This window comes from Brevundimonas sp. ZS04, from assembly GCF_001956865.1.
Lineage (GTDB): Bacteria > Pseudomonadota > Alphaproteobacteria > Caulobacterales > Caulobacteraceae > Brevundimonas > Brevundimonas diminuta.
This window is the reverse complement of the sequence record NZ_MTHE01000008.1, coordinates 78,154-91,134: the sequence shown is the minus strand read 5'-3', so window position 1 is coordinate 91,134 and position 12,981 is coordinate 78,154. Positions and strand designations below refer to the sequence as shown.

The following is a 12,981-nucleotide window of genomic DNA, read 5'->3' as shown; positions in this document are numbered from 1 at the left end:
TTCCGCGGTGAACGCTGTGTTGTTCAGCGCCAGCAGCGGACGTTGGCTCAGACGCGCAAAGCGAACTTCTAGCCAGCCAACGGGTGCTGCTACGCGCTGAAACCATGGGCACGACGGAATCCTCAACCATCTCGGATTTCTTCTCGTTTTCGGGATTGGTCTTGTAGGGGGATTATCGAACTGAAGTGTCTGATGAATCGCCCTGGGCGCGGCCCAGCGCGGCGGAATGGAACGTGATGGTCGAAGATGAAGAGCTGAGGGCCTGGTTCTTTCGAGAGGTGTTTCCTCTCGAAGCCGCCCTGACTCGATTCATCCGTCGCAACTGGCGCAACGAAAGCGACGTGGCCGACTTGAGGCAGGACATCTACACCAAGGTCTACACGGCGGCCCAACGACAACTCCCGATTCAGGCTCGCGCCTTTCTGTTCACCACGGCTCGGAACCATCTCATCAACACCGCCAAACGCGCCAAGATCGTGTCCTTTGATCTGGTGGCCGATCTTGAAGCCTCCTTTCCAGAGGCGATGTCGGCCGATCTGGACAGACAGTTGACGGCGAGAGACGAACTGAGGCGCGTTCAGGCGGGCCTGGAACGGCTCCCGGCGCGTTGCCGACAGGTGATGACGCTGCGTCGCGTCGAAGGCCTATCGACCAAGGAGGTGGCGGCTCATCTGAACATCAGCGTCAGCACTGTTGAACAGCAGATGGTTCATGGTCTTCGAGCCCTCACCGACTACATGATGGGCGGCCAAGGACGAATACGACGATCTCCGCCCAAGACGGCCGCCTCCAAAAGCGAGTCTCAACCATGAGCGCCCGCAATGAAATTGAAGATACCGCAGCCTACTGGCTGGTGCGCCAGGCGGATGGGCTCTCAAGCGAGGAGCAAGCCCGCCTCGACGCGTGGCTGAACGCCGCCGCCGAACACAAAACCGTCTTCTGGCGCCTCGAGTATATTTGGGAAAAGACTGGGCGCCTGGGCGCCCTTCGCGGTCCCGACACCCTGGCTGAAGCCGTCACGGAAACGCCGCCTCCCGCCATGCCCCGCCGAGTCCGGCCTCGCTGGGTCGCAGGCCTGGCGGCCGCCCTGGCGGTGATTGTGCTGTCGTCGGCCGCCCTGCTCTGGCCCCGACCGGCTCACTATGCGACCGACACCGGAGAGCGCCGCCTCGTGGCCTTGTCCGATGGGTCGCGCGTCGAGCTGAACACAGAAACCCGCCTGCGAACCGCCATGTCGCCCGACAGCCGCGAAGCCTGGCTGGACAAGGGCGAGGCCTATTTCGAAGTCGTCCACGACGCATCGCGCCCCTTCACCGTTCATATGGGCGCACGGAGCGTGCATGTTCTGGGCACACGCTTCAGCGTTCGACGCGACGGCGACAAGGTGCAGGTTCTCGTCGCTGAGGGACGCGTCCGCCTCAGCGGCTCGAAGGCAGACCCCGTTTCCAAGCCCGTCGTACTGGATCGCGGCGACGTCGCGACGGGCATGGGCGCCTCTGTGCTGCAAAGCCGGACGTCGGACCAGCACGTGGACGACCAACTCGCTTGGCGTCGCGGCCTTCTGGTGTTCGATCAGATCACCCTGGCGGACGCTGCCGTCGAGTTTAATCGCTACAACCAGACCCAGTTGAAAGTGCTCGACTCTCAGACCGCCGCCATTCGCATCGGCGGGAGTTTTGAGGCCACCAACGTCGAAGCTTTCGTGCGGCTGCTGCAAAGCGCCTATGGACTGAAGATCGACCGCGACGACGAAACGGTGAAAATATCAGAATAGCTGTAGAGGGTTTCCGCCTTCGTCTTGTCACAATCCCATAGCCGTCCAATCCGGACGACAAGGGGGGTTTATGACCAAGATCTCGTTCTTGCGGCACATGCTGACAGGCAGTGCTTGCGCGTTGATACTGGCGGGGGCGGCAGCGGCTCAGACGCGAAACTTCGACGTTCCATCGGGCGAGCTGCAAGGCGCATTAGACGCCTATGCGCGCCAGGCCAGCGTGCAACTGGTCTACAGGACCGAGGACGTACGAGGCGTTCGGACGCGCGGCGTTCGAGAGGCTGTTGATGCTGAAACCGCGCTTCGTCGCCTGCTGGAGGGCACCGGCCTGACGGTTCAACGCGACAGCTCCGGCGCCCTAGCCATCGTGCGCCAGCCTGTTCAGAAGACAACGGCGAACGACGACCACGCCTCGACGGTCGATGAAGTGGTCGTCACCGGTTCGCGCCTGAAGAACGTCTTCGACGCCGCCACACCCGTCGTCAGCATGGAACGCGAAGCCCTGCTCGAGGGCGGCTACATGGATCTGGCCGAGGCGCTGACGGACATTCCTGGGGTTGAGGAAGGCAGTTCTCTCGCCAACAACCAGAGCGCGACCCAGGCCAACGGCCTTTCGACCATCAGTCTGCGGAACCTGGGAGAGAACCGCACCCTGACCCTGATCGACGGCCACCGTACGGTCTCCAACGCCGGCAACCGCAACGCCGTCAGCCTCAGCTCCATCCCCGAGTTTTTCGTCGACCGCGTCGAAGTGACGACCGGCGGCGGCTCGGCCGTCTATGGCTCCGACGCCATCGCCGGGGTGGTCAACATCATCACCGAGCGCAATCTGAACGGCGTGCGCGCTCGCATCGTCGGCGGAACGACCCACGACGGCGGTGGCGACTCGATCGAGTACTCGGTCGGCGCCGGCGGTCGGTTTCTGGATGACCGCCTCTATGTGATGGCCGGTGCGACCTATGATCGTCAGTTCAAGCTGAAGGCGACCGATCGGCAACGCGCCCTGCAGTCCATTCTGTACATGCCCGCCAGCAATACGGTCGTCACGCCGGATCGCTCGACCTCCATCGCTGGCGGACGCTTCGTCAGCGGACGCTGGTTCTACGATGACAGCGGCCTGCGCCCCAACATGGTCACCGCCGTCGACGGTTATGAAGACCGTCCCGAGGGCACGCTGATCACCCCGCGCGACAATCTGAACGGCGCCGTCAAGTTCGACTACGCCGTAACCGACGGCATCAAGCTCTGGGGGCAGTTGCTCTATTCGAACGTCGTGACGGATTCGACGCGCGCCCCAACGACCTTCAGCAACACGACCTCGTTCGGCGTCAACGACGAGTTCACGCTCGGACGCATGTCGCGCACACTGAACCCCTTCGCCCCCGCCGAAATCAAGGCTGCGGCCTCCAGCTCCGGCATCGACTTCCGCCGCCGCGTGGTCGAGGTCGGTCCCAACCTGATCCACAATGAGCGCGAGACCATCCGCAGCTGGGTCGGCATCGAAGGCAGCCTGCCCAATGACTGGGACTGGAAGTTGACCTACGGCTACGGCAAGTTCTCGGGCGAGCAGATCCGCGGCAACACCTTGAATCTGCAACGCGTTCAGTGGGCTCTGGATTCCGAACGCGTCAACGGCGTCGTTCAGTGTCGCAGCGCCGCGGCACGCGCCGACGGCTGCGTGCCGCTGAACATCTTCGGGGTCGGTTCGATCACGCCTGAGATGGCGAACTACATCCGCGCCAACACCTTCTATCGCCCGACCAATCGTCAGGACACGATCGAAGGCTACGTCTCGGGCGCCCTGTTCGAACTTCCTGCCGGCCCCGTCGAAACCGCCTTCGGTTTCGAAAGCCGCCGCGACCACACCCAGACGCGCACCGACCCGCTGATCCAGAGCGGCGTGGCCAGTTCGTCCTTCCTCCCGGAATACGAGGGGACCATCAAGGCGAACGAAGTCTTCGCCGAAGCCTCGGTTCCGCTGCTGGCTGACCTGCCGTTCGCGCATCGCCTGGTGTTCAACGGGGCCGTCCGCGTCGCCGACTACAACCTGGAGGCCGTCGGCACGACCGTCAGCTATCGCGCCGGCCTGCAATGGTCGCCGATCTCCGACCTACGCCTCCGCACGGAGTACGCCCGCGCCCAACGTGCGCCTGACACCAGCGAACTCTTCTCGCCGCCGCGCGATGACGCCGACACCGTCGCCGACATCTGCAGCGGGGTGACGGCCGGCACAGCCGGCGTCGTCGCCCAGAACTGCCGCGCCGACAGCCGCATCGCCGCCGCCATCGCCGCAGCGCCCGACGGGACGTTCCGCCAGCTGAACACGCAGATCAAGGCGCCGAACGCCGGCAATCCGAACCTGTTCGAGGAAACCGCAGACACCCTGACGGTCGGCTTGGTCTATCGTCCCAGCTATCTGCCGGGCTTCGAAGCCAGCGTCGATTATTATGACATCAAGATTAGCGACGTGATCGCGTCGCTCAGCAACTCGGCCCTGTTGCTGGGCTGCTATTCAGATGCGTCCGGCGCCGACAACGTCTTCTGCGACACCATCACCCGTGACGAAGACGGGCAGCTGGCGCGCATCCTGAACCAGGAGCAAAATCTCAACGAAACCCGCGCCCGTGGCGTGGACGTAGCCGCTTCCTATCGCTTCGATCTGGAGCAGTGGAAGGTGCCCGGCACATTCCGCGCCAGCGTCAACTACAGCCGCCGCCTTGAATTGAGCACCGAGTACGACAGCATCGACAAGGTCGAGCTGGTGGAAACGGTCGGCGAGGTCGGCACAGCCAAGAACGAGGCCCGCTTCGGCCTGTCCTGGTACGATGACGCCTGGAGCGTGCGCTGGTCCTCGCGCTTCATCGGCGAGGTGGTCGACAGCCTGGAACGCCAGCAGCAAGCTGTCGCCGCCGGCTGGGCGGACCCGCTCTATCTCTACCTCGATGAGTACTGGCGCCACGACCTGAGCGTCAGCTTCAAGCCGAACATCAACAATTCGAACCTGAAGATTTTCGGCACCGTGAAGAACATCTTCAACGACTACGGCCCCTTCCTGCCGGACGGCACCGAAAGCGGAAACGCCTACAACTACAGCTCAGCCTATGGCGTCATCGGCCGCGCCTTCACCCTGGGCGTCCAGATCGAGTTCTAAAGCGACGACGGGTCCGGCGACGCTCGCGCGAGCGTCGCCGATCTCCGCCGCGTTCAACGCGCCCAACTCTCCTTCAGGATCAGTCATGTCCAAACGCTTCGCAATCGCGCTGACCGCGCTGCTCTGCGCTTCGTCGACCCTCGTCCATGCTCAGGACACGGCTGCGTCCTCATCCCATCCTCCGAAACTGGTCGTCGTTGTCGTGGTCGATCAGTTCAGCGCCAACCTGTTCAACCAGTATCGCAGCCGCTGGACCAGCGGCCTGCGACGCTTGTCGGACGAGAGCCTGGTGTCGACCAACGGCTATCAGACCCATGGCCTGACCGAGACCTGTCCCGGCCACGCGACGGTCCTGACCGGCATGCATCCTGCCCAGACCGGCATCCCCTCGAATGACTGGATCGATCCGACGACGGGGAAGGAAGTCTATTGCCTGTCCGCCCCGCGCAACACGCTGGCGCATGGCCGTAACAGCGATAACGGCCCCGTCGGCCCCGACAATATCCGCGCCTCCAGCCTGGGTGACTGGCTCAAGGACCAACGCCCCGCCTCGCGCGTCTTCGCCGTATCGGGCAAGGACCGGGGGGCGATCAATCTGGCCGGCCACCATCCCGACGGCGCCTACTGGTTCACCGACGACTACGGCCTGACGACCTATGTCGAGCCGGACCAGAGCGCCCCGGCGCGTCTGGCCGCCGTCGACGCCTTCAACGTCGAGTTCCGCCGCCGCCAGGCCGCGACGCCCCACGCCTGGACCTACAGCCAGCCCCAGTGCCGCGCGTTGGAATCCGACTGGGAAGTCGGCGGGCGGACGTTTCATTCCAAAGTCCCGCCGGCCCAGGACGATTTCGATTCCTCTCCCGCCCTAGATGAAGAAACGCTGAAGGCCGCCGCCTACCTTATCGACAGCCAGCGCTTGGGCCAGAGCGAGACGACGGACCTTCTCGGCGTCAGTCTCTCGGCGACGGATCGCATCGGCCACGCCTACGGCACTCAGGGACCGGAAATGTGCGAGCAGATGCACCGCCTTGATCAGGCCTTGGGCCAGTTCCTGACCCGATTGGAGACCATCCCCGGCGGCGTTGTCTTGGCCCTGACGGCGGACCATGGCGGCTCTGACTTTGTCGAGCGGCTGGCGCAACGCGGCCATCCCCATGCCCATCGGATCGATTCCGCCCCGCTCGCGGCCGTCAACGCCGCCTTGCGTCAGCGCTTCAACCTAGACGCCTCTCCGCTTCAGTCCGGTCGCAACGGCCTGATCGTGGCGGACCGGGCCCGCATGAGCTTGCCCGAACCGCTGCGGAGCCAGATCATCGAGGCCGCCCTCCCCCTGCTTCGAGACTTGCCCGACATCGTCTTCGTTGAAGCGCGCGACCGCCTTCTGACCGATCCCTTGCCCGTCAGCGAGCAGCCTGAAATTCTTTCCCTTCGCGAACGCATGCGCCTGTCGACGGTAGCCGTGCGGTCACCTGATATCATCATGGTGCGCGCCCCGAACGTGACCGGCGGCGGACGGGTGGGCGGCAATATCGCGGGCCATGGCACGCCCTGGGACTACGACCGACGCGTGCCCATTCTCTTCTGGACGCCAAGCGCGCCGGCTCAGGAGCGCTTCCTCCCCATCCGAACCATCGACATCGCCCCGACGCTGGCGACTGTCATCGGCATCCAAACCCCGCCGGTCTCGGGGCGCGCCTTGCCGCTCTGGGACTGACGGGCGCGTTGACTGCTTCCTAGTAGCAAGGACACGTCAACCTGGCTGACGCTTCTGACGCTGAAGTGGTCCAAACAGCAGAAAGCCCCGAGGCGTATGCCATCGGGGCTTTGTAGGCTTAAGTGCGGGAGCAGGATTTGGGCGACGCCTCACAACGGCTGCCCACGAGTTTTTCGGACCACAGCCCTGAACGGGAGATCAGAGGCAAACGCCCCGGATTGGCCGACGACAGAACACCATCAGCCAACAGCGCACCTGATCGCCGAAGAGATGAACGGACAGCCAAAGCGTTTCTCGCGATTGACTTGAGCAGCCCCCCCTCTATGGCTTGAATAACGAAGCGAAGGGGCGTTGGAATGCAAGGCGAGGCTGCGGCTTCCTACGAAAAAGCCGCCCAGGCCCACGCTATCCTGCTGAATGATCCGTCGTTTCAGTTCGACCGCGCCAATTTCGACCCGCCGCAGACTCCCGGCTGGCTGCGCTGGATCGGCGAGACGTTGCAGTTCCTGGCGCCGGTGCTGAAATGGGTGTTCTGGATCGGGCTGGCACTGCTGGCGGGGCTGATCCTCTACGCCATCGTGCGCGAGATCCTGCGACTGCGGAAGCCCGCCGCCAAGCCAGACAAGCCTGCGACGCCGGTCGAAGCCGACTGGCGTCCGGACGCTCAGGCGGCCCGCGATCTGCTGGCCGAGGCCGACGCCCTGGCCGCGCGCGGACAATATGCGGACGCCGCCCACCTGTTGTTGCTGCGCAGCGTGCAGGACATTGAAAAACGCCAGCCGCGCGCGCTGCGGGTGTCGCTGACCGCGCGCGAAATCGCCCGTCTGAAAGCCTTGCCCGAGGCGGCGCGCCCCGCCTTTGAACGGATCGGCCGGGTGGTCGAACGCAGCCTGTTCGGCGGCGCCGCCGTGGACGCCCAGGATTTCGCCGACTGTCGCCAGGCCTATGAGGCCTTCGCCCTGCCCGAAGGCTGGCGCGCATGAGCCGTTCCGCCAAGGCGGCCGGGAGCGCCTTTTCACCCGTCGTCCTCATCAGCCTGCTGCTGGTCAGCGTCGTGGCCCTGGCCGGGCTGGGCGTGCTGTCGGCCTATGCCCCCGAACTGAAGTCCGGCGACGACGGCGGCGGCCACGGCCTGTCGCGCAGCTCGACCGGCTTCGGCGCCATGCCGGTGCTGCTGCGAAACTTCGGCGTGCCGGTGACGATGAGCCGAGGCCGCCTGACGCCGTCCTCGGACGAAAGCCTGCTGGTCCTGACGCCGCCGCCCGGCGCCCCGCCCGAGCAGCTCGACGACATCAACCATGCCGGCGCGACCCTGATCGTCCTGCCCAAGTGGAGCGCGACGCCCGACCCCAAGCACCCTGGCTGGGTTCGCACGACGGGCCTGCTGCCTGACCAGGCCTCGCTGGCGCCGCTGAGCGAGCACCTGCGTCAGGGCGCCCGCCTGCAATCGCGCGACGGCCGCGCGAGCGTCGCCTTGAAACGCCCTGACGGCACGCCCTTCGGCGCGCCGGTGGATGTCGATGCGCTGAAGACCTTGTCCGGCCCCGACTGGGTTCCTGTCGTGACGGACGATCAGGGTCGCCCCGTTCTGGCCATGCACGCGACCACGCGAGTCTATGTGCTGGCCGACGCCGACCTGCTCAGCACCCACGGGCTGAAGACGCTGAACGGCGCGCGCACGGCCATCGCCCTGCTGGACGTCGTGCGGGCGAAGGACGCGCCGGTCATCTTCGATCTGACGCTGCACGGGATGCAGCGCACGCGCAGCCTGTTGCGGCTGATGCTTGAGCCGCCGCTGCTGGGCATGACGCTGGTGCTGGCGGCGCTGGCGGTCTTCGCCGGCTATCAGGCCGTCGTGCGTTTCGGCCCCGCGCGCGAGAGCGGCCGCGTCATCGCCCTGGGCAAGCGCGGGTTGGCCGACAATACGGCGGGGCTGGTGCGGTTGGCCCGGCGCGAGCATCACATGGCCGCGCCCTACGCCCTGCTGACCCGCGCCGCCGTCGCCCGCGCCATCGGCGCCCCGCGCCGCCTGAGCGAGGACGAACTCGACGCCTTCCTCGACCGCGTCAGCCGGACCACCGGCGCGCACGCGACCTATTCCGCCCTGGCCGATCAGGCCAGGACGGCCAAGACCCCAGGCGACCTGATGCGGGTCGCCGCCGCCCTCTATCGCTGGAACCAGGAGCTGACCCGTGCACGTCAATGAGGTGAAGACGATCGCCGAGCGCATCCGCGCCGAGATCGCCAAGGCCGTGGTGGGCCAGGACGGCGCCGTCGACCTGTTGCTGACCGCCCTGTTCGCGGGCGGGCACGTCCTGCTGGAAGGCCCGCCCGGCACGGCCAAGACCCTGCTGGCCCACAGCTTCGCCCGTTCGGTCGGGCTGGACTACGGCCGCATCCAGTTCACGCCGGATCTGATGCCGGGCGACATCCTGGGGTCGAACCTGTTCAACTTCCAGACGTCCAGCTTCACCCTGACGCGCGGGCCGATCTTCTGCGAGCTGCTGCTGGCGGACGAGATCAACCGCACCCCGCCCAAGACCCAGGCCGCCCTGCTGGAAGCCATGCAGGAGCGCAACATCACCATCGACGGCCAGGCCCATGCGCTGAGCCCGCGCTTCACCGTCGTCGCCACCCAGAACCCGATCGAGCAGCAGGGCACCTATCCCCTGCCCGAGGCGCAGCTGGATCGCTTCCTGTTCAAGCACGTCCTCGACTATCCAGATTTGGAGCAGGAGCGCGCCATCATCGCCGCCCACGGGTCGCGCACCGGGCAGATGGATCCCGTGGCCCTGGGCGTCGAGACCGTGGCCGAAGGCGCCGCCATCGCCGCCGCCGTGGACGCCGTGGCGCAGGTGCGGCTGACGGACGAGGTCGTCGGCTATGTCGCCGCCCTGGTGCGAGCCACGCGCGATTCCGCCGATGTGGAGACCGGCGCCTCGCCGCGCGCGGGGGCCATGCTGGCCGTCGCCGCCCGCGCTCGCGCCGCCCTGGACGGGCGCGACTACGTCATCCCCGACGACGTGAAGGCGTTGGCGGTCCCGGCCCTGCGTCACCGCCTGGTGCTGTCGCCCGCGGCCGAGATCGAAGGCCGTCGCGTCGAGCAGGTGCTGGCCGGCCTGGTGGATCAGGTGGCGGCGCCCCGGTGATCTATCCGACCCGACGTGCGGTGACGGTCCTGGCGGCGGGGGCGCCCGTCGCCCTGCTGGCGGGCGTGCTGACGCCTGTCGGCTGGCTGGCCGGTCCGGTCTGGATCGCCGGCGTCGTGCTGCTGTTCGCGGCGGACGCCCTGCTGACCGGCTCGCGCTCTAGCCTGACGCTGGACCCGCCCGAGCCGGTGCGCGCCGCCGTCGGACGACCGGGCCTGGTCGGACTGACGGCGCGCTTCGCCGCGCAAGGCCGCGCGCCGCATCAGGTCGAAGCCGCCCTGTCGGGCGAGGCCAAACTGGGCGTGGCCGACGCCCCGCGCCAGGCCGAGGTGCGTAGCCATGTCGCCTCCCTCGCCTTCCCCTTCACGCCCGAACGACGCGGCGACGCGGCGCTGCATGAGCTTTGGGTGCGTTGGCGCGGACCGATGAATCTGGCTTGGAAGCAGAAGACGTTCCGCCTGGATCTGTCGGCGCCGGTGCTGACCGACCTGCAGTGGGTGCGCGATCAGGCGGTGCGCCTGTTCGCCCGCGACGCCCTGTTCGGAACCAAGGCCCAGCTGGACATCGGCGAAGGCGCCGAATTCCAGGCCCTGCGCGACTATCAGCCCGGCATGGACCGACGCGCCATCGACTGGAAGCAGTCGGCCCGCCACGCCGCCCTTCTGGCCAAGGAATTCCGCACCGAGCGCAACCACAACGTCATCATGGCCCTGGACTGCGGACGCGCCGCCTGCGAGCCGGTCGGCGGCATGCCGCGCGTGGACCGCTTCATCCACGCGGCCCTGCTGCTGTCCTACGCCTGCCTACGCTCGGGCGACCGGGCGGGTCTGTTCGCCTTCGATTCCCGGCCGCGCCTGTCGACCGGCGCCGTCGGCGGCATGAACGCCTTCCGCACCCTGCAGACCGTCGTCGGCCGGGTCGATTATTCGACGCACGAGACCAACTACACCCTGGCCCTGGCCACCCTGTCGGGACAGCTCCAGCGCCGATCCCTGATCGTGGTCTTCACCGACTTCACCGATTCCACCGCCGCGGAACTGATGATCGAATCTCTGGGTCGGCTGCTGAAACGCCACCTGGTGCTGTTCGTCGTCCTACGCGACGAGGAGTTGGAGACCCTCGCCGCCGCCGCGCCGGAAACGGCCGAGGACGTGTCGCGCGCCGTCGTCGCCGCCAGCCTGCTGCGCGAACGCGAGACGGTCATCAACCGCCTGCGCCGCATGGGCGCCCACATCGTCGACGCCCCCGCCGATCAAGTCGGGCCCGAGGCGGTCAACGCCTATCTGGACTTGAAGCGGAGGGATCTGCTGTGACCGACGCCCCGCGGCTGAAAAGCCAACGCTTCCGCCAGGCGCGCGAAGAGGACTGGCGCCGCCTGGAGCGGTTGATGGACAAGGCTGAAAAGGGTTCGGCGTCCAAACTGACCGATGAAGAGATCCTGGCCGTGCCGGTGCTGTACCGCTCGACCCTGTCGGCCCTGTCGGTGGCGCGCGAGACCTCGCTGGACCAGGGGCTGATCGACTATCTGGAGACGCTGTCGGCGCGGGCCTACTTCTTCGTCTACGGCTCGCGGGCGACGCTGCGCGACCGGCTGACCGCCTTCTTCCGTCATGACTGGCCCGCCTCGGTCAAAGGCCTGTGGCGCGAGACCTTGGTGTCCGCCGCCCTGATGCTGCTCGGCGCCGTGGTCGGCGGCTGGCTGGTGATGTACGATCCCGAATGGTTCTACGCCTTCGTGCCGGGCGATCTGGCGGGCGGACGCGATCCAGGCGCTTCGACCGCCACCCTGCGCGCCACCCTGGACGGGACAGGGAGCGCCGACGGCCTGTCGGTGTTCGCGGCCTTCCTGTTCACCCACAACGCCAAGGTGGCCCTGTTCGCCTTCGCGCTGGGTTTCGCCCTGTGTCTGCCGACCGGATTGCTGGTCCTCTACAACGGCGCGACGCTTGGCGCCTTCTTCGCCCTGTTCGCCAGTCGCGGCTTGGGGGTGGAGCTGGGCGGCTGGCTGCTGATCCACGGCGTGACCGAGCTGTTCGCCGTCGTCCTGGCCGGCGCCGCGGGACTGAAAATCGGCTGGGCCGTCGCCTTCCCCGGCCGGGCGCACCGATTGGACGCCGCCGTTCAAGCCGGACGAACCGCCGGCGTGGTCATGGGCGGCGTCATCGTCATGCTGCTGCTCGCCGGTCTGCTGGAAGGATTCGGGCGGCAGTTGATCGCCGACACCGGCCTGCGCTACGCCGTGGCGGCCGTGACGGCCCTGATCTGGGGGCTCTACTTCTATGGTCCGAGACGGGAGACGTTTCGTGTCCGCTGACGCCGCGAAGATCGACAAGACCGAGCGCCCCTTCATCACGCCCGAGGGCGTCGACCTGCGGCTGAACATCGGCGACGCCGGGCAAAGGGCGGCGGCCTTCCTGCTGGACGCTGGAATCATCATCGGCGTGCTGATCGCCTTCACCCTGGCCCTGATCTTCACCGGCGTCGGCGCCATAGGCGCGGCCGGCCTGGCGGGCGCAGAACTGGTCGCCGTGCTGTGGTTGGTGGTCTTCTTCCTGCTGAGGAACTTCTACTTCACCGCCTTCGAGCTGTCGGCCGCCGCCGCCACGCCCGGCAAACGGGCGATGGGCCTGCGCGTCGCCTCGCGCGACGGCGGGCGGCTGCGGGCGGAATCGGTGTTCGCGCGCAACGCCATGCGCGAGCTGGAGGTATTCCTGCCGCTGTCCCTTCTGGTGACGCAGGCGGGTCAGGGCGGAGTCGACAGCTGGATGTATCTGCTGGCCTTCGTCTGGGCGGCGATTTTCGTCTTCTTCCCCCTGTTCAACCGCGACCGCCTGCGCCTGGGCGACCTTGTCGGCGGCACGTGGGTGGTGCGCACGCCGCGTCGCAAGCTGACCCGCGACATGGCCGATGACGGGTCGGAACAACTGGCGAGATATGACTTCACCCTGGCGCAGCTGGACGCCTATGGAGCCAAGGAGCTGCACGTCCTGGAATCCGTCCTGCGCACCGGCGAGCGCAGGACCATGCGCGCCGTCGCCGACCGCATCATGGGCAAGATCGGATGGTCGCGCGATCCGCACCAGACGGACCGCGACTTCCTCAGCGCCTATTATGCCGCCGTGCGCGGGCGACTGGAGCAGAAGCTGCTGATGGGCGTACGGCGTCGCGACAAGCACGACGTCTGACGCCGCGG

At 66.9% G+C, this 12,981-nt stretch carries 10 protein-coding genes; all 10 read left to right on the top strand.

All coding sequences use genetic code 11. The annotated features are described in order from the left end of the window. Positions 1-236: 236 nt before the first annotated feature. The 10 genes from BJP32_RS11580 (at position 237) to BJP32_RS11535 (ending at position 12,973) form a co-directional block, all read left to right on the top strand. The gene (locus BJP32_RS11580; protein WP_076224182.1) at positions 237-812 is read left to right on the top strand and encodes an RNA polymerase sigma factor; all 576 of its coding nucleotides are present in this window, start codon (positions 237-239) and stop codon (positions 810-812) included. Then, entirely contained in the window at positions 809-1,774 is a 966-nt protein-coding gene (locus BJP32_RS11575) for a FecR family protein (RefSeq protein ID WP_076224180.1), read from the top strand. The genes BJP32_RS11580 and BJP32_RS11575 overlap by 4 nt, the downstream gene beginning before the upstream one ends. 70 nt (positions 1,775-1,844) lie before the next feature. Beyond that, complete coding sequence (locus tag BJP32_RS11570; protein ID WP_076224178.1) at positions 1,845-4,925, top strand: TonB-dependent receptor; 3,081 nt, start codon at positions 1,845-1,847, stop codon at positions 4,923-4,925. Positions 4,926-5,010: 85 nt separating this feature from the next. After that, a complete protein-coding gene (locus BJP32_RS11565; protein ID WP_076224176.1) occupies positions 5,011-6,639 on the top strand; it encodes an alkaline phosphatase family protein in 1,629 nt (542 codons plus the stop codon). A gap of 356 nt (positions 6,640-6,995) precedes the next feature. Then, positions 6,996-7,622 carry a DUF4129 domain-containing protein gene (locus tag BJP32_RS11560; protein WP_076224175.1) on the top strand — a complete coding sequence of 209 codons (627 nt, stop codon included), beginning with the start codon at positions 6,996-6,998 and terminating at the stop codon, positions 7,620-7,622. After that, on the top strand, positions 7,619-8,845 hold the full coding sequence (locus tag BJP32_RS11555; RefSeq protein ID WP_076224173.1) for a DUF4350 domain-containing protein: 1,227 nt from the start codon (positions 7,619-7,621) through the stop codon (positions 8,843-8,845). The genes BJP32_RS11560 and BJP32_RS11555 overlap by 4 nt, the downstream gene beginning before the upstream one ends. Beyond that, complete coding sequence (locus tag BJP32_RS11550; RefSeq protein WP_076224172.1) at positions 8,832-9,788, top strand: MoxR family ATPase; 957 nt, start codon at positions 8,832-8,834, stop codon at positions 9,786-9,788. The genes BJP32_RS11555 and BJP32_RS11550 overlap by 14 nt, the downstream gene beginning before the upstream one ends. Further along, positions 9,785-11,101, top strand: coding sequence for a DUF58 domain-containing protein (locus BJP32_RS11545; RefSeq protein WP_076224170.1), 1,317 nt, complete (start codon positions 9,785-9,787; stop codon positions 11,099-11,101). Before BJP32_RS11550 ends, BJP32_RS11545 begins: the two co-directional genes overlap by 4 nt. Next, on the top strand, positions 11,098-12,102 hold the full coding sequence (locus BJP32_RS11540; protein WP_076224169.1) for a stage II sporulation protein M: 1,005 nt from the start codon (positions 11,098-11,100) through the stop codon (positions 12,100-12,102). The genes BJP32_RS11545 and BJP32_RS11540 overlap by 4 nt, the downstream gene beginning before the upstream one ends. Continuing rightward, complete coding sequence (locus BJP32_RS11535; protein ID WP_233126820.1) at positions 12,092-12,973, top strand: RDD family protein; 882 nt, start codon at positions 12,092-12,094, stop codon at positions 12,971-12,973. The genes BJP32_RS11540 and BJP32_RS11535 overlap by 11 nt, the downstream gene beginning before the upstream one ends. Positions 12,974-12,981 lie beyond the last annotated feature (8 nt).

Bases quoted from the DNA above. Each gene is read 5' to 3' on its own strand.
- BJP32_RS11580 (WP_076224182.1), top strand. From the start codon at position 237: ATGGTCGAAGATGAAGAGCTGAGGGCCTGGTTCTTTCGAGAGGTGTTT.
- BJP32_RS11565 (WP_076224176.1), top strand. From the start codon at position 5,011: ATGTCCAAACGCTTCGCAATCGCGCTGACCGCGCTGCTCTGCGCTTCG.
- BJP32_RS11555 (WP_076224173.1), top strand. From the start codon at position 7,619: ATGAGCCGTTCCGCCAAGGCGGCCGGGAGCGCCTTTTCACCCGTCGTC.
- BJP32_RS11560 (WP_076224175.1), top strand. From the start codon at position 6,996: ATGCAAGGCGAGGCTGCGGCTTCCTACGAAAAAGCCGCCCAGGCCCAC.
- BJP32_RS11575 (WP_076224180.1), top strand. From the start codon at position 809: ATGAGCGCCCGCAATGAAATTGAAGATACCGCAGCCTACTGGCTGGTG.
- BJP32_RS11570 (WP_076224178.1), top strand. From the start codon at position 1,845: ATGACCAAGATCTCGTTCTTGCGGCACATGCTGACAGGCAGTGCTTGC.